Source organism: Paraburkholderia elongata (assembly GCF_013177735.1).
In the GTDB taxonomy this organism is placed as follows: Bacteria; Pseudomonadota; Gammaproteobacteria; order Burkholderiales; family Burkholderiaceae; genus Paraburkholderia; species Paraburkholderia elongata.
In genome coordinates, this window is record NZ_WOEZ01000037.1 from 23,390 (window position 1) to 42,495 (window position 19,106).

General features: G+C 58.0%; 17 protein-coding genes. 2 read left to right on the top strand and 15 right to left on the bottom strand.

Annotated features, from left to right (window positions below; all coding sequences use genetic code 11):
* Positions 1–7 precede the first annotated feature (7 nt).
* From GNZ13_RS07215 to GNZ13_RS07245, 7 genes are read right to left on the bottom strand one after another with little or no spacing between them, the layout of a single operon-like run.
* Positions 8–892, bottom strand: a complete 885-nt coding sequence (locus GNZ13_RS07215; RefSeq protein ID WP_172161830.1) for a phosphoribulokinase — start codon at positions 890–892, stop codon at positions 8–10.
* Positions 893–902: 10 nt separating this feature from the next.
* Positions 903–1,979, bottom strand: coding sequence for a class 1 fructose-bisphosphatase (locus tag GNZ13_RS07220; RefSeq protein WP_172161832.1), 1,077 nt, complete (start codon positions 1,977–1,979; stop codon positions 903–905).
* A gap of 46 nt (positions 1,980–2,025) precedes the next feature.
* Positions 2,026–2,727, bottom strand: coding sequence for a ribulose-phosphate 3-epimerase (gene rpe / locus GNZ13_RS07225; protein WP_172161834.1), 702 nt, complete (start codon positions 2,725–2,727; stop codon positions 2,026–2,028).
* Between the two features lies 1 nt (position 2,728).
* Positions 2,729–3,490 (bottom strand): HAD family hydrolase, encoded by a 762-nt coding sequence (locus tag GNZ13_RS07230; RefSeq protein ID WP_172161836.1) that lies wholly within the window; start codon positions 3,488–3,490, stop codon positions 2,729–2,731.
* Positions 3,491–3,493: 3 nt separating this feature from the next.
* Complete coding sequence (gene cbbX, locus GNZ13_RS07235) at positions 3,494–4,405, bottom strand: CbbX protein (protein ID WP_172161838.1); 912 nt, start codon at positions 4,403–4,405, stop codon at positions 3,494–3,496.
* Between the two features lie 27 nt (positions 4,406–4,432).
* Entirely contained in the window at positions 4,433–4,852 is a 420-nt protein-coding gene (locus GNZ13_RS07240; RefSeq protein ID WP_172161840.1) for a ribulose bisphosphate carboxylase small subunit, read from the bottom strand.
* A 47-nt stretch (positions 4,853–4,899) separates the two neighbouring features.
* Positions 4,900–6,369: a form I ribulose bisphosphate carboxylase large subunit gene (locus GNZ13_RS07245; RefSeq protein WP_172161842.1), complete on the bottom strand. Its 1,470-nt coding sequence runs from the start codon at positions 6,367–6,369 to the stop codon at positions 4,900–4,902.
* A 501-nt stretch (positions 6,370–6,870) separates the two neighbouring features.
* Between GNZ13_RS07245 and GNZ13_RS07250 the strand changes: the two genes are divergently transcribed.
* Both GNZ13_RS07250 and GNZ13_RS07255 read left to right on the top strand, forming a co-directional pair.
* Positions 6,871–7,821: a LysR family transcriptional regulator gene (locus GNZ13_RS07250; RefSeq protein ID WP_172161870.1), complete on the top strand. Its 951-nt coding sequence runs from the start codon at positions 6,871–6,873 to the stop codon at positions 7,819–7,821.
* 162 nt (positions 7,822–7,983) lie between these two features.
* A complete protein-coding gene (locus GNZ13_RS07255) occupies positions 7,984–9,381 on the top strand; it encodes an aminotransferase-like domain-containing protein (RefSeq protein WP_172161844.1) in 1,398 nt (465 codons plus the stop codon).
* A gap of 13 nt (positions 9,382–9,394) precedes the next feature.
* Here GNZ13_RS07255 and GNZ13_RS07260 read toward each other — a convergent pair whose 3' ends face one another.
* From GNZ13_RS07260 to GNZ13_RS07295, 8 genes are all read right to left on the bottom strand, one after another.
* A complete protein-coding gene (locus GNZ13_RS07260) occupies positions 9,395–10,588 on the bottom strand; it encodes a phosphoglycerate kinase (protein WP_172161846.1) in 1,194 nt (397 codons plus the stop codon).
* An 84-nt stretch (positions 10,589–10,672) separates the two neighbouring features.
* A complete protein-coding gene (locus tag GNZ13_RS07265; RefSeq protein WP_172161848.1) occupies positions 10,673–11,302 on the bottom strand; it encodes a cupin domain-containing protein in 630 nt (209 codons plus the stop codon).
* Positions 11,303–13,133: 1,831 nt separating this feature from the next.
* On the bottom strand, positions 13,134–14,522 hold the full coding sequence (locus GNZ13_RS07270) for a lyase family protein (RefSeq protein ID WP_328807192.1): 1,389 nt from the start codon (positions 14,520–14,522) through the stop codon (positions 13,134–13,136).
* 131 nt (positions 14,523–14,653) lie between these two features.
* Positions 14,654–15,691, bottom strand: a complete 1,038-nt coding sequence (locus GNZ13_RS07275) for a 1-aminocyclopropane-1-carboxylate deaminase/D-cysteine desulfhydrase (RefSeq protein WP_172161852.1) — start codon at positions 15,689–15,691, stop codon at positions 14,654–14,656.
* Entirely contained in the window at positions 15,688–17,031 is a 1,344-nt protein-coding gene (locus GNZ13_RS07280) for a class-II fumarase/aspartase family protein (protein WP_172161854.1), read from the bottom strand. The genes GNZ13_RS07275 and GNZ13_RS07280 overlap by 4 nt, the downstream gene beginning before the upstream one ends.
* Positions 17,016–17,933 (bottom strand): DUF7714 family protein, encoded by a 918-nt coding sequence (locus GNZ13_RS07285; RefSeq protein ID WP_172161856.1) that lies wholly within the window; start codon positions 17,931–17,933, stop codon positions 17,016–17,018. The genes GNZ13_RS07280 and GNZ13_RS07285 overlap by 16 nt, the downstream gene beginning before the upstream one ends.
* Entirely contained in the window at positions 17,926–18,735 is an 810-nt protein-coding gene (locus GNZ13_RS07290) for a phosphosulfolactate synthase (RefSeq protein ID WP_172161858.1), read from the bottom strand. Before GNZ13_RS07290 ends, GNZ13_RS07285 begins: the two co-directional genes overlap by 8 nt.
* A 58-nt stretch (positions 18,736–18,793) precedes the next feature.
* Positions 18,794–19,106: MSMEG_0572/Sll0783 family nitrogen starvation response protein (locus GNZ13_RS07295; RefSeq protein WP_172161860.1), on the bottom strand; the 313-nt coding region annotated here is incomplete at its 5' end.

Here is a 19,106-nt window from a genome sequence, read left to right on the forward strand (position 1 = left end):
GATGTCCTCAACTTGTGCGCTGCGCGCGCTTGCTGCCTTCGATCATGCGTCGCACAAAAGGGGTAAAGATTAATTGCATCGCTAGTTCCATCTTCCCGCCGGGTACCACAATGGTGTTGGCGCGGGACATAAACGAGTCGTGCACCATATTCAGAAGATACTGAAAATCGATGCCTTTCGGATTTGCAAACCGAATTACGACCATGCTCTCGTCCGGCGCTGGGATTTCCCGTGCAATGAACGGATTCGACGTATCGACGCAAGGCACACGCTGAAAATTCACATGCGTACGCGAGAACTGCGGGCAAATGTAGTTCACGTAATCCGGCATGCGGCGCAAGATCGTGTCGGTTACCGCTTCGGTCGAATAGCCCCGTTGCGACTTGTCTCGCCACAATTTCTGGATCCACTCCAGGTTGATCACTGGCACGACGCCGATCAGCAGATCCACATGGCGCGCCACATCGACCTTGTCGGTCACCACACCCCCATGCAGTCCCTCATAGAAGAGCAGTTCAGTATCTTCCGGCAGCGATTCCCATTCAGTAAAAGTACCTGGCTCCTGGTTATAAGGAGCGGCCTCGCTCGCGCTGTGCAGGTAACGCCGTCGAACACCTGTGCCTGATTCGCCATAAGATCGAAGTAAGCCTTCGAGCCTGTCGAAAAGATTCGTTTCTGGGCCGAAGTGACTGAAATCCATGTTGTTGCTTCGCTCAGCTTCCGCGAGCATGACCTTCATTTCCTGGCGATCGTAACGATGGAAACTATCACCTTCGATAACCACGGATTTCACACGCTCACGACGGAATATATGCTCGAAAGTGCGAGTGACAGATGTTGTGCCGGCACCGGAAGAGCCCGTAATTGCGATAATGGGGTAACGTTCTGACATGGTCTCGGCCTCAGGCAGATTCGCGGAACAGACTGCGCTCGCGAAACAGTGGATCGGGCAAACTGCTTGGCGACTGACCCGTGTGATAAGACTCGAGCCGATCGACTTCCTCTTTCGAACCAAAGATTAAAGCGATACGCTGGTGCACTGCGCTCGGCTGGACGGACAGAATCGGCTGGGTACCGGTGCTGGCGTAACCACCGGCCTGCTCCATGATGAACGCAATCGGGTTTGCCTCATATAAGAGTCGCAGCCGCCCCGCCCTGGAGGGATCCCTACCGTCGCGAGGGTACATAAAGACTCCGCCGCGCATGACAATGCGATGTGCTTCAGCGACCATCGATGCAACCCATCGCATATTGAAATTCTTTCCTCGCGGACCGGCTTCTCCCTCCAGGCACTCGGCAATGTAGCGCTTGATGGGTGGTTCCCAGAAACGGCTGTTGGAAGCGTTAATGGCAAATTCCTGGGTCTTTGCCGGGATGCGCAGTTGGGGATGTGTCAGGATAAAGTCGCCGGAATCCGGGTCGAGCGTGAAGCCATTGACGCCGTTGCCGACGGTCAGGACCAGCATCGTGGACGGACCATAGATCGCATAACCTCCCGCGACCTGTTTGCTGCCGGGCTGCAGAAAGTCGTTTTCTGTGACCGCATCGACGACACCTTCCGGTGCACGCAGAATGGAAAAAATGCTGCCAACAGATACATTCACATCAATGTTTGTCGAGCCGTCGATGGGGTCAAACGAAAGCAGATACTTTCCGCGCGGGTACTGTTCTGGAATCTGATAAAGCGCCTCCATTTCCTCCGATACCATACCCGCCAGATTACCGGCCCTTTCGTTGATGCTCAGGAAGACGTTGTTACTAATGGCATCGAGCTTCTGCTGCTGCTCGCCCTGCACATTGACCACGCCGTCGGTGCCGTGCACGCCCGCCAAGGCACCAAACGCGATCGCTCGCGAGATCTGCTTGCAGGCCACGGCGATATTGAGGATCAGGTTGTCGAAATCGTCGGCGGCATCCGAATGACGCTGGCGTTCCTCAATCAGGAATTGCGCAAGAGTGAGTTTTTGGGTTAATGGCACGGTCTGTCTCCTATAGTCAATCGTGTATTCAGAAAGTCGTGATCTGTCAGTGCACGGCGCCGCTCGCTCCTTTGTGCAGGCGCTGTATGATCGTCCGGTAACCGCCATCGACGTCTGGCGCGCCAAAGACGGCGCTGCCTGCGACAAAAGTATCCGCACCCGCGCGAGCAATCTCGGCGATATTTTCCGCGTTGACACCGCCGTCGACTTCCAGCCAGATCGGGTGCCCACCGTTTTTCTGATGACAGTCGATGCGCTCACGCACCTGCCGCAGCTTGCCTAACGTGCTGTGAATGAATTTCTGGCCGCCGAACCCCGGGTTCACACTCATCAGCAACACCATGTCAAGTTTGTCGAGAACATGGTCGAGAAAGGTGAGCGGCGTAGCCGGGTTCAACGCCAACCCGGCCTGACACCCGTGATCCCGGATCAGACTAAGAGTGCGGTCCACGTGCAAACTGGCTTCAGGATGAAAGGTGATAATGTTGGCGCCCGCTTTCGCAAACATCGGCACCAACGCATCAACCGGCTCAACCATCAGATGCACATCGATCGGAATCGATACATGAGGCCGGATCGCCTCGCAGACAAGCGGCCCAATTGTGAGGTTCGGCACATAGTGGTTATCCATTACGTCAAAGTGCACGAGATCAGCTCCCGACGCTTCGATCGCCCGTACTTCATCACCCAGCCGCGAGAAATCGGCAGACAGGATGGAAGGCGCAATACGAATCGGTGCAATGTTCATGTCACGTCGCCTCGAAAAGGGTGCCACGGTGCCACTTGTTCAGGGCGGCGAGATCCACCCAACGATGGTCCGCGTCAGGCAGGTGCTGGGAAATTGGTTGCTCCGGATCGCCGAGGCACGGCAGTACGACCAGCGCACCGTCGAATCGGTGTTCCACGGTATATGCGTTCGACGTAATGACGGTGGGAATGCCCGCAGCAAGCGCCGCGCGCAATCCATTTTCGGAATCTTCGACGGCCAGACAATCCTCTCCGCGTAGATCAAGCTGTCGCAGTACGTCACGATAGACATCGGGCGCTGGTTTCTTGACCGGACTGGTGACGCCGTCACAAATCACCTCGAAGCGTTCGCGCCAACGAACTCCAAACGCGGGGCGCAGAAGCGCCTCGACATTAGCCGGCGTCGTGGTCGTAGCGATCGCGACCGGAATGTCCGCGTCATTAGCCTCGTCGATAAGGCGGCGCACTCCCGGACGCAGCGGCAGGCCGCGGCTAACGCGCTCGACGTAGTGGCGAGTTTTGATTGCATGTACGGCATCGACAGTGTCTTTCATCCTGCTGCCGATTGCCTCTTCGGGCTCGACAACGGTCCAGTAATGCAGCAGCCGCTCCTTTCCCCCAGCCACGCGAAGCAGACGCGTGTACAGCGACTCATCCCAGCACCAGTCAAGCCCGACCTCAGCAAATGCGGAATTGAAAGCTTCCAGATGCGCGGTTTCCGTGTCGGCAAGTGTCCCATCGACGTCGAAGATTAATGCTTGCACGATTTACTCCCTGGCCTGAGGCCGGTTGAACACCCGGCTAGCAAGCAGATCATCCGCAGTGATGGTACTGAGCACAGCATCATCGGCCACAACATCGGGGTCCATGAGCAGGCGTGAAGCATGCCGCAGGCGAGCTCGGTCCAGCGCGTTGCGCACGCTGCGAGCATTGGCGAAGTGCGGTTGCGCCATGCGCAGCGCCAGATAATCTGCGAATACCTGCCTACTTTTCTCGTTCAAGCGGTATTGCATCGATTCAAGCATCAGGTCCGCGATCTGCTGGAGTTCTTCGACGTTGTAGTCCGGAAAGTCGATGTGATGCGCAATACGGGACGACATTCCAGCGTTAGATTCGAAGAATCGATCCATGCGGTCCGAATAACCTGCAAGGATCACAACCAGATCATCCCGATTGTTTTCCATTACCTGCAGAAGTATCTCGATCGCCTCCTGGCCATAATCACGCTCGTTCTCCGGACGATAGAGGTAATATGCCTCGTCGATAAAGAGCACACCGCCCATCGCCTTCTTGATGACTTCCTTCGTGCGAGGCGCGGTGTGGCCGATGTACTGGCCCACCAGATCGTCGCGCGTCACGGCCACCAGATGCCCTTTTCGAACGTAGCCCAATTGATGCAGGATTGTTGCCATGCGCATGGCGACGGTTGTCTTCCCCGTGCCGGGGTTGCCGGTAAAACACATGTGCAGGCTGGGCGTGCCTGCACTCAAACCACGCGCCGTCCGCAGCTTGTCCACCAGCAACAGTGCTGCGACATCTCGAATGCGCGATTTGACCGGTGCCAATCCAATCAGCTCCCGGTCAAGTTGCCCCAGCAACTCGAGAACTCCGGACGAAGCCAGCAATTTCGACAACGTGTCAGGGGACTCTGATTGCTCGATGACATCTAGCGCAGACATTCCAATCTCCGTGGTAGGGGATGACACTTAGTACCGTTGCCCCTCGGGGCGCGACTGTACCGCGTAGCTCTCGATCGAGTAGCGGACCCGGCGACCTGCCTCCTCTTGCCGGACCAGCCGGAAACCGGGTTCGTCTTGCGGCCGATGGACGATGAAGGAGATCACCACCGATTCAATCGTATGCGTCGCGTCGAAGGCCGTGACCCGAATGTAGTGATTAGGGAAGGTCTTGCGGGCATTGTTGATCTCAAGCATGATCGCGGCTGCATCGCGTAAATCGAACATCGGCAGACCGAACATCTCCCAGAATGTGTTGCGAGGATGTGGATCGTCGGTGTATTCGATGCCGACCGCCCAGCCCTTATTCAGGCAGTATTCGAGCTGCTTTGATATCTGTCCGTCCGTCAGATCGGGCAGGAAGGAAAAGGTGCCTTGTGTAATACGCATGATGTCCTCTTGTTCTATATTCCTGAATTGCATTGCTCGACGTAGTTTCAGGCTACCGATTCAGTTGGTACAAAATCCGAAGTATCGGTCGACGTGTAGTTGAAGGTAATTTCGCCCCACGTGTCGAGCGCAGCCTTCAGCGGCGAACACCACCTAGCAGCTTCGCGCAAGATGTCCGGCCCTTCATTCCTGATGTCGCGCCCTTCATTCCGTGCCAGCACCATCGCTTCGAGTGCCACGCGATTGGCGGTGGCGCCAGCCTGGATGCCTTGGGGGTGGCCGATGGTACCGCCACCGAACTGAAGGACCGCCTCGTCGCCGAACAAGTCGAGCAACTGGTGCATCTGACCCGCATGAATCCCCCCCGATGCCACCGGCATCACCTTGCGCAGTGACGCCCAGTCTTGATCGAAGAAAATGCCACGAGACAAGTCCTGCTTGGTCACTGCATCCCGGCAGACGTTGTAGTAACCCTGAACGGTGAGCGGGTCGCCTTCGAGCTTGCCGACTGCGGTACCGGCGTGCATGTGGTCGACGCCAGCCAGGCGTAGCCATTTCGCAATCACGCGGAACGAAATCCCATGATTCTTCTGACGGGTATATGTGCCGTGACCCGCGCGGTGCAGATGCAGGATCATGTCGTTCTGGCGGCACCAATTGCTGATTGACTGGATACATGGCCAACCCACGATCAGGTCGATCATGATGATCACTGAGCCCAGCTCCTTGGCAAATTCGGCACGCCGATAAATTTCTTCCATGGTGCCGGCGGTGACATTGAGGTAACTTCCCTTAACCTCGCCTGTCGCAGCCGACGCCTTGTTCACAGCGTCCATGACGAAGAGGAACCGGTCGCGCCAATGCATGAAAGGTTGCGAGTTAATGTTCTCGTCGTCCTTCATGAAGTCGAGACCGCCTTTGAGCCCCTCATACACGACGCGGCCATAGTTACGCCCGGACAGGCCAAGCTTAGGTTTGGTAGTCGCACCGAGCAGCGGACGACCGAACTTATCAAGACGCTCGCGCTCGACGATGATACCGGTCGCCGGGCCAGCGAAGGTTTTGACGTAAGCCACCGGAAAGCGCATGTCTTCGAGTCGAGCCGCTTTCAGCGGTTTAAAGCTGAATACATTTCCGATGATTGACGCGGTCACGCTCGCAATCGACCCCTCTTCGAACAGCGACAAGTCGTAGGCGATCCAGCAGAAGTACTGTTCTGGGTTATTCGGCACCGGCTCGACGCGATATGCCTTGGCGCGATACATGTCGCACGCCGTCAAGCGATCTGTCCAGACGACCGTCCAGGTGGCCGTGGACGATTCGCCGGCGACAGAAGCTGCTGCTTCCTCTGGCTCGACACCGTCTTGGGGCGTAACACGAAACAGGGCAATGATGTCCGTATCCTTCGGCTCATAGTCCGGCTCCCAGTAGCCCATCTCACGATACTTGAGGACACCTGCGTCGTAACGCTTGCGCGGTTTGGCAGCGACTTCGTTTGTTTGTTCAACGGTATTCATTCAGTCCTCTCTCTTGGCGTGGTCGGTATAGGAACGTTAAGGCTATTGAGGCATAAGGTAAATTCAATTATTCTTAGCAGCGACATAAGAAAAAAGTAAGTCGCGCCCCACGATGGTGGCTTCGTCAAGACTGCTGAGTTCGTCGAGAAGTATTAAGCGGATCAATCAATTGCCGATCTTGAGGAAGACTTCATGAATCAACGCTGTCCATGTACTCCCCACGATGGGCACGATGGCGACACTCACGGAGACTTCGGCTCGCAGTACGAACGGGATACTGGTTCAAGCAGAGCGGTCCGACACCGGCGTTGGGACGAGAGACTAAAACAAAAAAGTACCCGGCCTTTCGGGATGCGGCAGTGGTTAAAACAGTGCCAATACTTCCTCATCCATGACCGGCTTGGCCGCCCCTTCGATCCATTTGTCACGACGATCGAGGCCAACCGAGACGCGTCTCAAGCTAACAATCCTTCGGGTTCTTCTGGAAACTGTCTCTCAGCCATGTCCCTGCTCCGTTCACTCACACTCCGCCAGTTACAAATCTTCGTCGCCGCCGCGCGACACGCGAGCTTTGTGCGCGCCGCCGAAGAGCTGCACCTGAGCCAGCCCGGCGTATCGATGCAACTCAAACAGCTCGAATCTATTGTCGGGTTCCCGCTGTTCGAGCGTATCAACCGACAATTGACGCTGACCGAAGTTGGGGATCGCCTACTTCACCACGCGTCGCGCATTCTCGGCGAAATTAAGGATGCTGAGGACGGGTTACAAGCCCTGAAGGGCCTTGATCTTGGTTCGATTTCGATCGGCATTATCAGTACGTCGAAATATTTTTTACCAAAACTTCTCGCGCAGTTCGTGAAACAGCACCCCGGGGTGGACGTAAGGATTTCGGAAGGAAATCGCGAAACGCTGCTTGGCCTGCTGCGAGACAATGCAATCGATCTAGCCCTGATGGGACAAGCGCCCCGCGAGCTCGATGCGATATCCGAACCACTCGCCCCGCATCCATATGTCATCGTGGCATCAACCGGGCATCCGCTACGCAACGAGAAACGTTTCGACTTGCAGGAATTACGGCACGAGACTTTCTTGCTGCGCGAGCCAGGCTCCGGCACGCGTGCAGTCGCCGAGCGTATGTTCAGGGATCACCTGTTCACCCCCGCTAAAGTGACCACTCTGGGGAGCAATGAAACTATCAAACAGGCTGCCATGGCGGGCATGGGGATCGGCGTGCTGTCGCTGCACACTTTGTCGCTTGAATTGAGATCCCGGGAAATTGTGCTCCTTGATGTCCTCGGCACACCGATCGATCGCGCGTGGCATATCGTTCACATGACAAGCAAATGGTTGTCGCCGGCGAGTCAGGCCTATCGTACATTCCTGCTCGAAAACACGTCGACCTATCTCGAACGGGAATATTCGGAGCTACTGCCAGTTCGTGGTCGTGATTGAGGCAAAGACAACCAGTGGCACGAACTTTTCGCTTGCCGCCATCATCAACGGTGCCCGCTCGCCGCGTAAGTTTCCGCCTATATCGAGAAGGCAGACGATCGCCTAGCCGCCCGGCCGCGCCATGGCTTACAATATGCATATATCTGGATTTATGAGGGTGCGATGGCCAGAAACGAAGAAGCGGGTACCTGGACGCCAGTAGTCAGGAAGTCGGATGGGCCAGTTTATCTGGCGATTGCTGACGCGCTCTCGTCAGATATCCTGTCGGGAGTTCTGCCAGAAGGCACACGGCTGCCCACGCAGCGCAGCCTGGCGGAGGCATTGAGCATCGACTTCACGACCGTCACCCGGGCGTACGCCGAAGCACGCCGCCGCGGTCTCGTGGAGGGCCGAGTAGGACAAGGCACCTATGTGCGCGCGAAGCCTGTAGCTGTAGAACAGCCCGGGGCCACTGGCGTGATCGACATGAGCATGAACCTGCCGCCGCGCTTTGATGACGCCGGACTCGTAGCGCGTATGTGGAGCGGAATAGCCAGCCTCGAATCCAGTGGTGGACTCGACCTGCTTCTTCGTTACCAGGAGCCAGGTGGAGCGGTAGCTGACAGGAGCGCCGGGGCAATGTGGCTGGCTCCGCGGCTTTCGGCGCTTTCGCCTGAACAGGTGATGATTTGCCCCGGAGTCCAAGGTGCACTTCTCGCTGTGGTCGGTCTGCTGGCCGCGCCAGGCGATACGATTTGCGCTGAATCGCTGACCTATCCGGGTTTTCGGTCACTAGCTGCACATCTGAGAATCCGGCTCGTTCCCGTGGGGATGGACGAGCATGGTGTAATCCCGGAAGCATTCGATTCTGTGTGCCGGACGGACAAACCTAAGGCCCTCTATTGCACACCGACGCTTCACAACCCGACGACCGCGACCATGCCGTTGAAGCGGCGCGAAGCTATCGTGACTATCGCGCGCAAACACCACGTGCCAATCATCGAGGATGACGCTTACGGCATGCTGCCTCGCGAGGCACCTACTCCACTTGCCGCTCTTGCGCCTGAGCTTGTCTATTACATAGCAGGGGTGGCGAAATGTATGTCGCCCGCCCTTCGGGTGGCTTACGTCGTCCCACCGGATGTCCGCTCCACAACACGCCTGGCCGGCGCCATACGCTCCCTCACGTCGATGGCGTCTCCTTTAACGGCCGCGGTCGCCACTCGCTGGATCCAGAATGGCACCGCAGACGCCATCGTTGCAGCAATCCGCGACGAAACTGCCGCACGACAGGAAATCGCAAGCGCCCTTCTGCCGCCTGGCGCATTCCTCGCGAGCCCCGAGGGCTTTCACCTATGGCTGCCAATCCCTGCCCCTTGGACGCGTGCGGAGTTCACCACCCGGCTTCGTCTGCTCGGCATTGGCGTCGTTGGAAGCGATGCTTTCGCGTTGGGACCCGCTCCCGAAGCCGTACGCCTAGGCTTGGGTGCGCCCGCCTCCCGAGAAGAACTGCGGAGGAGCTTGCAGATTGTTGCCGACCTCGTCGACGAACAACCCGCACTCTCGTCAATGGTTGTTTGATCTCGGCGGTGCGTTAAGCCCGCGATTCCAGGACTTCGACTGCAGGCAGCTTCTTGCCCTCGAGGAACTCGAGGAAGGCACCGCCGCCCGTCGAAATGTAGCTGACCTTGTCGTGGATGCCGTACTTGGCAATCGCCGCGAGCGTGTCACCACCGCCTGCAATCGAGAACGCCGACGACCTGACGATGGCGTCAGCCAGCGTCTTCGTGCCGTTGCCGAACTGGTCGAATTCGAACACGCCGACCGGACCATTCCACACGATCGTGCTGGCTTTTTCCAGTTGCGCGGCCAGTGCCCTAGCGGTTTCCGGTCCGATGTCGAGGATCAGGTCGTCGTCTTGAACATCGGCAACTGCCTTGACTTCAGCCTTGGCGGTCGGCGAGAACTCCTTCGCCGTGACCACGTCGGTCGGGATCGGCACGGAGGCGCCGCGGGCTTTCGCTGCGTCGATGATGGCCTTGGCTTCGTTGACCAGATCGGCTTCGGCGAGCGACTTGCCGATCTTCAGGCCGGCCGCCAGCATGAACGTATTGGCGATGCCACCGCCCACGATCAGCTGGTCGACCTTGTCAGCGAGCGACTTCAGAATGGTCAGCTTGGTGGACACCTTCGAGCCGGCGACGATCGCCACCAGCGGACGCCTCGGCGCACCCAGCGCCTTGCCGAGCGCTTCGAGTTCAGCGGCTAGCAGCGGGCCGGCGCACGCGATCGGCGCGTACTTGGCGATGCCGTGCGTGGTAGCTTCGGCGCGGTGCGCGGTGCCGAATGCGTCGTTCACGTAGATGTCGCAGAGCTTCGCCATTTTCTGCGCGAGCTCGTCAGAATCTTTCTTTTCGCCCTTGTTGACGCGGCAGTTTTCCAGCAGCACGACCTGGCCTGGCGTCACGTTCACGCCGTTTTCGACCCAGTTGGCGACCAGCTGCACTTCACGGCCGAGCACCTCGGATAGACGCTTCGCGACCGGCGCAAGCGAGTCTTCCGGCTTGAATTCGCCTTCGGTCGGGCGGCCCAGGTGCGATGTGACCATCACGGCGGCGCCTGCGTCCAGCGCGGCCTTGATCGCCGGCACGGAGGCGCGGATGCGGGTGTCTTCGGTGATGTTGCCTTGATCGTCCTGCGGCACGTTCAGGTCCGCGCGAATGAACACGCGTTTGCCGGTTAGTTTGCCTTCGGTGATCAGATCAGAGAGACGCAATACCTTATTCATGAGCGTTTGTGTGCGAGTTGATTGGAGGACGATGACGAGCAATGCGCGAACTTCACTGCGGCGCCAGCACGTTCTGCATGCGTACTACTCGTTACGAAAGACGAACCAAATCAGGTTCGCAGGCTTGTCGGTGGTATTTTCCCAATGATGAGGCAAGTCACCGCTGAAGTGCAGTGAATCACCTGCCTTCAACTGGAAGTCCTGATCACCGACCCGAAAAGAGACTTCGCCCGAAATGACGTGTACAAGTTCTTCACCGGGGTGCTGGAGAAGATTCCGCCCGCTCGTTGCTCCTGGGATCATGCGGGCAACTGCTGCAGCTATTCGAAACTGTCGATAGGAACCGGAAATGCCTTCCAGACTAATGCCTTTGTGAGGGGTATAGACGGCTTGACGTTCCGTGGCGCCCGTGAACTGAACAGGATCGGGGATCGCTTCGTCCTCCTGGAGGAGAGAGCTAACCGAAACTCCCAAGGCCGCGCCGAGCTTGAGCAATGTGGTGATGGTGGGCACCATACTGCTTCGCTCAATCTTGTGAATGGCTGCTGACGAGACATCACTTTTCACTGCCAGCTGGTGCAAGGACAACCCCTGGTCGTTGCGAAGAAGTGCTATCCGCTGCCCTACCCCGTTGACTATTTCAGCTACGTCCCTTTGCCCTTTAACAGGCTCATCCAGGGCAACTTTCGCCGTTTTGGTCCTTCTTGTAGCCAACAGATCCTCCAGAGAAAAATAGTTAATTTGCCTTAATAGGTGTCCACGGCGTCATCAGATATCGAAGAATAATCTAGACAAGCTCGTTGACAGAATCGCCGACTGGAGGGCAGTTTACTGTCAAAAATAGCGCCAGATCAAGAAAAGAACCAGTCTTCACCCGCCGGAAATATCTCGAACCCTCCCCAGCCATCTGCCCGGTCTGCGGCACGTTAGTTTCTCTCATCAGGAATCCATTCGGTGCGGTCCTTAAAGCCATCTTTCGCACCGCAACGATGCGACGGCCAACGGCACAACTCAACAGTGGCATTTTTCGTGCGAAATCCAGCGATAGTCGTTGTCGGAGATGCTCGCAGTATAACGTTGCGAGGCCACGACCCGCATGGATTCGACGGACAATACATAACGACCTTCTGGACCAAACCGTCGGATATAGCGCTAGAAGCACAAACACCCAAAGTTAATGGTCGCCTCGCGCGCGCATATTGAGCGCCGGCGGGCTCCGGGTTCTTACGCAACCGTTTGAGGCAGACACCCAGGCACACTTGTGCCTACAGAATCGTTTCCATAACGATCCCTGCGGGAAGCTCTCGCTGGTGCGCTAGTGTGCTGGTGCACCGTCATCGCACATTCCCTGGCTTTGTCGAGTGCGTTGCCATGTCCGTCCGCATCCGAGCACAGGGTTCCTGCGTTTTTCATCCCAACCGCATTGGGCCCACGCTTCCCTTTCACCAACTATCGACGGACCCTCACACAGGTATTGCAGTCAACACTAGTGACAGTATCTCTACTGAAAAAAGATACGCCTTCGGATCGTTGGTTTGCACTTGTCTTTCCGATGCGTACCCCACATTCTCGAAATGACTTTTACACCATCGCCCCCGAGCCCTCTGAACTTAGTGGCGTCGGGCAATTTGAAGGCTGCCCACGCAAGTCGGCTTCGAAAGATCCGGCCTCCAATCTTTGATACAGCAAGATAGCGGTCTGCCTGCGTTCGTGACACACAGTAAAGTCTCAGTTGTCACGGGGCCAGCGACGCACAAACACGTATTCGGTATGCGGTACGGCCGAGAGCAAGTTGACCGGCATGCTGTCATCGGAGAGATGACGCGAGCGATTGAATTGGCAACTCGACGCACCTCATACTGCTCAAACTTGCATTCGTCCCTGACTGCTCCCAAACCGCTCGTGAGTTCGTATCGCTCGCAGGCGACGGCTTCGACCGTTGCAGCACCGAGCCTTCGTGGTCGATGAAATACCACGCCGCCGCAAATGGCATAGCGGAGGAATAGCCGGCCTAGCCGTTCTCTGTGCGCGCCGCCGCGCTGCAATATTGGCGCTGGACACCGGCTCAGCGCTCACGCTTCCTGCCTGAGCCAGTCCCGTAGGCAATCAGCACCGAGTCACGCATGTCCAAGCTTCAACGACCTGTTGCCTCACTACGTCGCTTGCCGCATTCCTCCGTGCCCGTTCAAGCAGATGTCGTATGCCGTCCGGTATCGTCTCGCCGGTCAATTCGGCAAGTGATTCCGCCGCTCATGTGCCCTAGCACGCCAAGCAGCCCCTTAACATAGTTCACCGGGCGCTTAGGCATTCCGGATGTCGGAAGAGCCATCCAGGTCGTTCGTGCGACACATCCAGTTCGCACTCTTACGCCTTCGCGACTACCCGCACCGCCTGTTACGTCGTAAACGTGATCAACTGTCGTTTCAATTTACAACTGCAATAATCTCATGGGCGACCAGATCATCCCAGTTGCCGAAACCTCGGCACGATGTGTTTCGAAGCAAGCATCCGATGCGAACGGCGCGACAAAACCTCACTGGCTGAGTTATCGCCGACCTCCCGCAAGGAACCACTCTACGCGGCTCAAAAGATCACTTTCGACCTGCGTAAACCTAGCGAGTTGGCCTTCGGCATGAGAAACCATCTGGCTTGCCAGCGCCACGTCGCGTTCAGCCATTGCAGCCACCACGTCCGGCGCCGCCCCTCCAGAAGCGGTACGAGTGGCCACAATCGCCCGAGGGTCTAAAGCGCGTGCGAGGTCATCGGGATTGAGCGAGAGCGCCGGAATCCCGACTAATTGAGCCGCCTCGTCAATCGCTCGCGAATCTATGTCAATTCCGCGCAATCCCTTCCGACTGGCACTCTTGACAGCCTCACCAACAACCCGATAGGAGGTCCGATAGTCAATCCCGGTAGCAAGCATGATGTGCTCGGCTAGATCGGTCGCCTGACTAAAGCCGCCTTCGAGGACTTGCCACATGCGGGCGTCATTCACAGTGAGCGTCGAGACCACGCCTCGCATCAAGTTACTAATCTTCGCTGAAAGTTCAAGCGCCCGCGGTATTTCCCCATACGCGAAGATCAGGTTGTCGCTACGCGCTGAAGGGCTCTTCACAACGGCCAGAAACCCGGTCAGACGCCCAATTAGCACGCCGCAGCTTCCGCGAACGATGGACAGCGAATACGGGTTACGTTTCTGCGGCATCAATACAGAGGCACGCGTATAGGGACCAGCGAGGTCGACGTAGTCAAACTCCTGGCTCGACCAGATCTCCAGGTCTTCGGCCAACTTGGACTGATTCAACAACACGCTCGCGCTGGTGGCCAGGACATCGACAAAGCCGTCTGTCTGCCACATCGCGTCCCGCGTGTGATCGATCACCCCGTCAAAGCCTAGCAGGTTGGCAAAGTGTGTGCGGTCGCCAAGCAACCGGCTCCCATTGACGCAACCGGCGCCGCCCGGGCTCTGGTTGATCTCGCCGAGTGCATCCAGCAGCCGTTTGCCGTCGCGCAGTACAGGGGGGACGAACGCCAGCAGGTAGTGCCCAAAAGTAGACGGCTGAGCCTGTTGGAGATAGGTCTGGTCAGCCATAAACACCTCGCGGTGCCGCGCAGCAACCGTTGCAGTGGCCTCGGCAAAAGCGGCCGCCGATTGCAGCAGCTCGGCGGTCAGCCGACGCAGAACGATGCGCAGTGCCACGCGCGCAGCCTCGCGCCGAGGCCTGCCGGCGTGCAGCCACCCGGCCGCATCACCGATACGCGCAGCGAAGTGTCGTTCACGGGAGTTGTACGGTTCACCGTAACGGGCGTCGTAGGGAAAGTCGGCAGCATCGACGCGATAGGCGTCGACAAGCACGCCCAACAGCGCACGCGCAGCAGCGTCGGGAATGATCCCTCGGTGATGCAGATCGAGGACATGTCCTAAGTCTGCCACGTTAAGTCCGTGGTGCAAGTACGGCGCGTCCGCTATCTCCCACGCAAAGCCCGTATCGATTAGTTCTTGTGCTGGTGCGTCCGAAGAAGGCCCCTCAAATCGACGAGGTGGGTTACCTTTGCCAGTAAAAGTCATTGTTTGCATTCCTCTGTGGAGAGCGCTTCCCAATCTGCGCTTCGACCCGAAAAGCGGTCGACGACTCCGAGCGTTCCACCCGTGTGCCAATACACAACTGGCCGCGAAAGTTGACTTGCCGACTCGCGAATCCACCGCATCGCCTTGCCGTTGTAGGTCGTGTCAACGAGGAACCGTGTCTGGCGGCTGATTTCCTCCACCAACTCAATATCCGACACATCCGCGACACCGAACCCTGCGCTGCGCCCGTCCACCAAGCGCCATCGGCAGCGACTTGCCAGCGGACGAAGGACGCTCTCTGCCGCGGTCGCTCCACAACCGCGGACAACTGATTCGATGGTTTCTCGCATCTCATCGGGCGGTCTGGAAACACTCACTCCGACAATCTCGACGTCCAACGCATCCGTCAGACTTCCGGCGTCGAGCGCGTATGTCCATCCTGTAATCAAGCCAGCGATCGTACCGCCGGAGCCGACAGGGACCACGACGGTGATGGCATCGATTCCGAGCTGCTTTAGCTGTGCGCTCAATTCGAGCGCAGCATTCGCGAACCCAAGCGCGCCAACAGCCGATGCCCCGCCACGGGGCAGCACATAAGGACGTTTTCCCTGGGCACGAAGTCGACTGGCAACGACCTCCGCTGTAGCATCCATGGTCTCGCGATCTGATGAGCCAGTAAATTCCACCACCGCACCCGACTGAATCGAAACTTCGAATGCTGCTGGTATACGGGAAGGACGCTGACCATAGCTAACGTGGTGAACCGCAAGGCCACGTTGGGAGCACGCCGCGACCATGAGCGCTGCGAAGTTCGACGTCGGACCGCCGCACACGACAACGGTATCGGCCCCCTGATGGAGAGCATCGCCTAAGATGAACTCGATCGGTCTTACCTTGTTGCCACCCCACGAATACCCGGTCAGGTCATCCCGCTTAACCCACAAGGCATCGACCCCGAGTACCGCTCCAAGGTCAGAAGCCTGCTCGCAGGGCGTGGGGAAAGACCCGAGCCGAGCCCGGGGAATTTCGTTCATTGCCATTGTTCCGACTCCGATGCCCGGCGGCGTAAGGCAGTGTCGACCACGCGGTCGACCATCAGCCCCGATGCGCCGAGATTCACATGAGATAGTTCGGCGAGTTCCGCTTCGGTTGCCACTCCGTGAAGCACAGCCGACAGATCGCGTTGCTCCTCGCGCGCCTGACTGTAGGCGTCTTGCAGCAATCGTTGGGCGCGGTGCTTCCCCAAACGAACTGACATCGCACTTAACAGGCGTTCCGACGACGAGTTGGCACCGAGATTCCTACCCATCGCGACCGAGTTAACTTCCAGCCCAGACACCAACTCTCGCGCCATCGTGGTCGCCGCCAAGGCAAAGTGACAGATCTCAGGGAACGCGACCCACTCGACCTTCCAGTTTCTTCCGTCACGCTCGTGTTCGTTCACCATCGTGTCGGTAAGAACGCTCGCTTGAGACCGAACGAGGCGAGCAAGCGTTACGATCTGCTCGCTCACCTCCGGATTGCGTTTGTGCGGCATAGTAATGCTTCCGACAACTGACGCACGGGTCCTCTCTGCGAGTTCGCCAATCTCTCGTCGCTGCAGGGCGTACACCTCGTTGGCAATACGCGCCAAGCTGGACACGGACATCGCCACAACGTGCGAAAACTCGGCCAGCCGGTCTCGCGCGCAAAGCCACGAGATGTCCGGTTCGCCCAGAGACAGCTGGCGACAGAACGCGGCACGCAAGTCAAGCGCGCGATCTCCGAAGAATGCCAGCGTGCCGACTGCCCCGCCGAGCTGCCCAACTCGCCATCGATTGTGCCCGTCACGCAAGCGTTGCAGATGACGACCGATCTCGTCAGCCCACGATGCGACCTTGAACCCAAATGAGATTGGAGCACCCGGTTGTCCATGCGTACGCCCCGCCATCGGAGTCAGTCGGTGCTGGACCGCCAGTTGTAATAGAGCATCCTCTATCCACCACAGGTCGCGCCAAAGCAATGCACCAACGGCGAGCAACTCGATTACCTGCGATGTATCGGTGATATCTTGTACCGTGGTGCCATAGTAGATATGCTCGGCAGCTTCGCCGGGCAGCATGCCCCGCAGCACCTGGATCATCCCGAGTGTAGAGTGCGACGTCTCTCTGGTACGGGCACCGATCTCGCCGATCGGCAGTTCGACACCTCGAAGCTGCGCGATCTTTTCGGCAGACTCGGTGGGAATGATCCCGCATTCGGCCTGCGCCCGAGCCAGCGCAATTACGATTTCGAGCCACCGCGTAACGCGCGCCTTCTCCGCGAAAATGGCACGGCTCTCCGTGCTGGCCCATTGATGCCCAAAGATTTCCGAGTCGATCATGTGGGAGTCCATGCTACCTCCGACCGACGCACAATCATCTCGATTGCTTCACGAACCTCATCAAGTGACGAACCCCATGGAACAAACGTCGCCAACCGACGCTCCTCTACGCCTTCCTGCATGAGGCAGCATCGCGTCAGCATGGGACCTCCAGATCCTTTGCTCTCGTTGACGAACCGCACCGGGCAGATATCGACCGTCGGCGGCGTTGTGCCATAAAACCAACGATGGATCTGATGGGAGCGCTCGCACCCCAGTAAGGTCCAATCAGCAATTGGAGGGCGTTCATCAAGATACGCTACGGCGACTCCCTCCAACTCAATACCGGACCCCCGGCACGGGATCAGCACCTTGCCCGGAAGGGGCTCGCAGGCTTCAGCCAACTTGGCGCAACTGTTGACAAGGATCGGTTCGACAACGACTGGCGGTAGGCTCTCTGCTGTCTCAAGAACGCGATGGACCTGATCGAGCAGCTTCGAAGGGAACGGCGGAACGATGTCGAGGACGCGCAAAACCAATGGGGCGGCGTTGAGAATGAAGCTTACGTGTGAATATCGCCCTTCGACAACAACGCAGGACACGTCACGATGAGCCATCGCTACGGTTGCCAGATCTGACGGCACACCGCAGTCGACATTGGGGGCAACCACATAGCGACATTGGGAGGTGTCGGCTAGCACACGAGCACTTGTGACGCAAGAAAACAGTTCCGAACTCGCCGGCCGATCCACTTCCACCAGTGCAGTGTCGCGCCCCTTTCTAGCAACGATAAACCGCGTACGCATGTATGCCTCGCGGCCGACAAAATGCTGCTCAAGCCAGTCCGGCTCAAGACTCTCCAGATCAGTGCTCAGCGCAACCTGGCGATAGCGCGATGGCAGCACATTCGGAGCTGATGGGTCAAAGTCAAACACTGAGACCTCTTTCGCTGTTAATTACCAGTTCACCAGGCACGCTTCCGAGGGTATCGGCGCGCAATCCCAGCCGCAGAGCTTCAAGGCCCATCACCTCGTCGAGGGCAATGTTGCCAAGGCTCACTTCGGAGCCCAGATGCCGAAGTAGGAACGACTGCTGCGCACGCTGCGGTGCCTCGTAGATGATCCTGGAGGCGTAGGCATTGCTCTCCAGAACCTGAAGCAGCGACTCACGGACCTCGCCGTTCTTGTCATAAAGACCAACAGTCCCACTCTCGCGACCTTCGGCGACAATCCAGTTGGCGCCGGCCGCGATATCACCTTCAATTTCATCATGCCAATCCGCGGGCGTGACCGCCCGTGTCGGATCCTTGCTGCCCACTTCCGCCAACACCACGAATCCAAGCTCTCGGGCCCGCGCTATCAATTCGCGCTTCTCGGACACCTGCATCGAAGTCGCACCGTCGGATACCTCAACACAGTCGAAACCCACGTCTACCGCGAACGAAAAGAATTCCTCGGTTCGACCCTGCAACCACGCCACCTCGAGCAGCGTGCCGCCCGTGCAAGCCTTGACCTGGGCTGCGTGAAGCTCAATCACTTTAGATCGCACAGCCGGATCCAGATACGCCGTCCCCCACCCGAATTTCCAGATGTCGATCATCCCCGCAACAGACGACAACACTTCCTGAGTCGTCTGCAGCGTACAACCCTTATCGAGCACGTGCGTGAGCCCGGTACGGCGAGGTTTAACCGATCGTTCGGGTAGCCTCAAAAAAGTCGCCTGCGGACCTGCTGGCATGCTTCTTCTCCAGAATTATTGCAATGCTTTGAGCTACGTTTGCGCCATATCGGGCGAACTACCGCGTCCAGGTGGTAACCACGATCGCACGCTCCTTCCAAGCCTGGATGTTTGCGTCCAGGACGTCGAGCGGACTGATCGCCTTCACGCCCTCGATGAGGTCATCTTCCCGCATGCCATACAGCGCACCCATCGCGAACCGGCAGGCGTAAATCTTGGTGCCCTCATCCATCAGAGTCTTCAATTGCTTGTTGTAGCCAAGATTGCCGGCAAAGCCCTCGGTGCCGACTGCCGGGTAGCCACGCGAGGCTGCCGCCATAAGCACGCCCGGGCCGAACAGGATGAACGAAAGCTCGAAACCCTTGCGCTGC

Excerpts from the sequence above, each read along its gene's own strand:
- GNZ13_RS07215 (WP_172161830.1), bottom strand. The coding sequence starts at position 892 with ATGTCAGAACGTTACCCCATTATCGCAATTACGGGCTCTTCCGGTGCC.
- rpe (WP_172161834.1), bottom strand. The coding sequence starts at position 2,727 with ATGAACATTGCACCGATTCGTATTGCGCCTTCCATCCTGTCTGCCGAT.
- cbbX (WP_172161838.1), bottom strand. The coding sequence starts at position 4,405 with ATGTCTGCGCTAGATGTCATCGAGCAATCAGAGTCCCCTGACACGTTG.
- GNZ13_RS07240 (WP_172161840.1), bottom strand. The coding sequence starts at position 4,852 with ATGCGTATTACACAAGGCACCTTTTCCTTCCTGCCCGATCTGACGGAC.
- GNZ13_RS07245 (WP_172161842.1), bottom strand. The coding sequence starts at position 6,369 with ATGAATACCGTTGAACAAACAAACGAAGTCGCTGCCAAACCGCGCAAG.
- GNZ13_RS07250 (WP_172161870.1), top strand. The coding sequence starts at position 6,871 with ATGTCCCTGCTCCGTTCACTCACACTCCGCCAGTTACAAATCTTCGTC.
- GNZ13_RS07255 (WP_172161844.1), top strand. The coding sequence starts at position 7,984 with ATGGCCAGAAACGAAGAAGCGGGTACCTGGACGCCAGTAGTCAGGAAG.
- GNZ13_RS07260 (WP_172161846.1), bottom strand. The coding sequence starts at position 10,588 with ATGAATAAGGTATTGCGTCTCTCTGATCTGATCACCGAAGGCAAACTA.
- GNZ13_RS07275 (WP_172161852.1), bottom strand. The coding sequence starts at position 15,691 with ATGAACGAAATTCCCCGGGCTCGGCTCGGGTCTTTCCCCACGCCCTGC.
- GNZ13_RS07280 (WP_172161854.1), bottom strand. The coding sequence starts at position 17,031 with ATGGACTCCCACATGATCGACTCGGAAATCTTTGGGCATCAATGGGCC.
- GNZ13_RS07290 (WP_172161858.1), bottom strand. The coding sequence starts at position 18,735 with ATGCCAGCAGGTCCGCAGGCGACTTTTTTGAGGCTACCCGAACGATCG.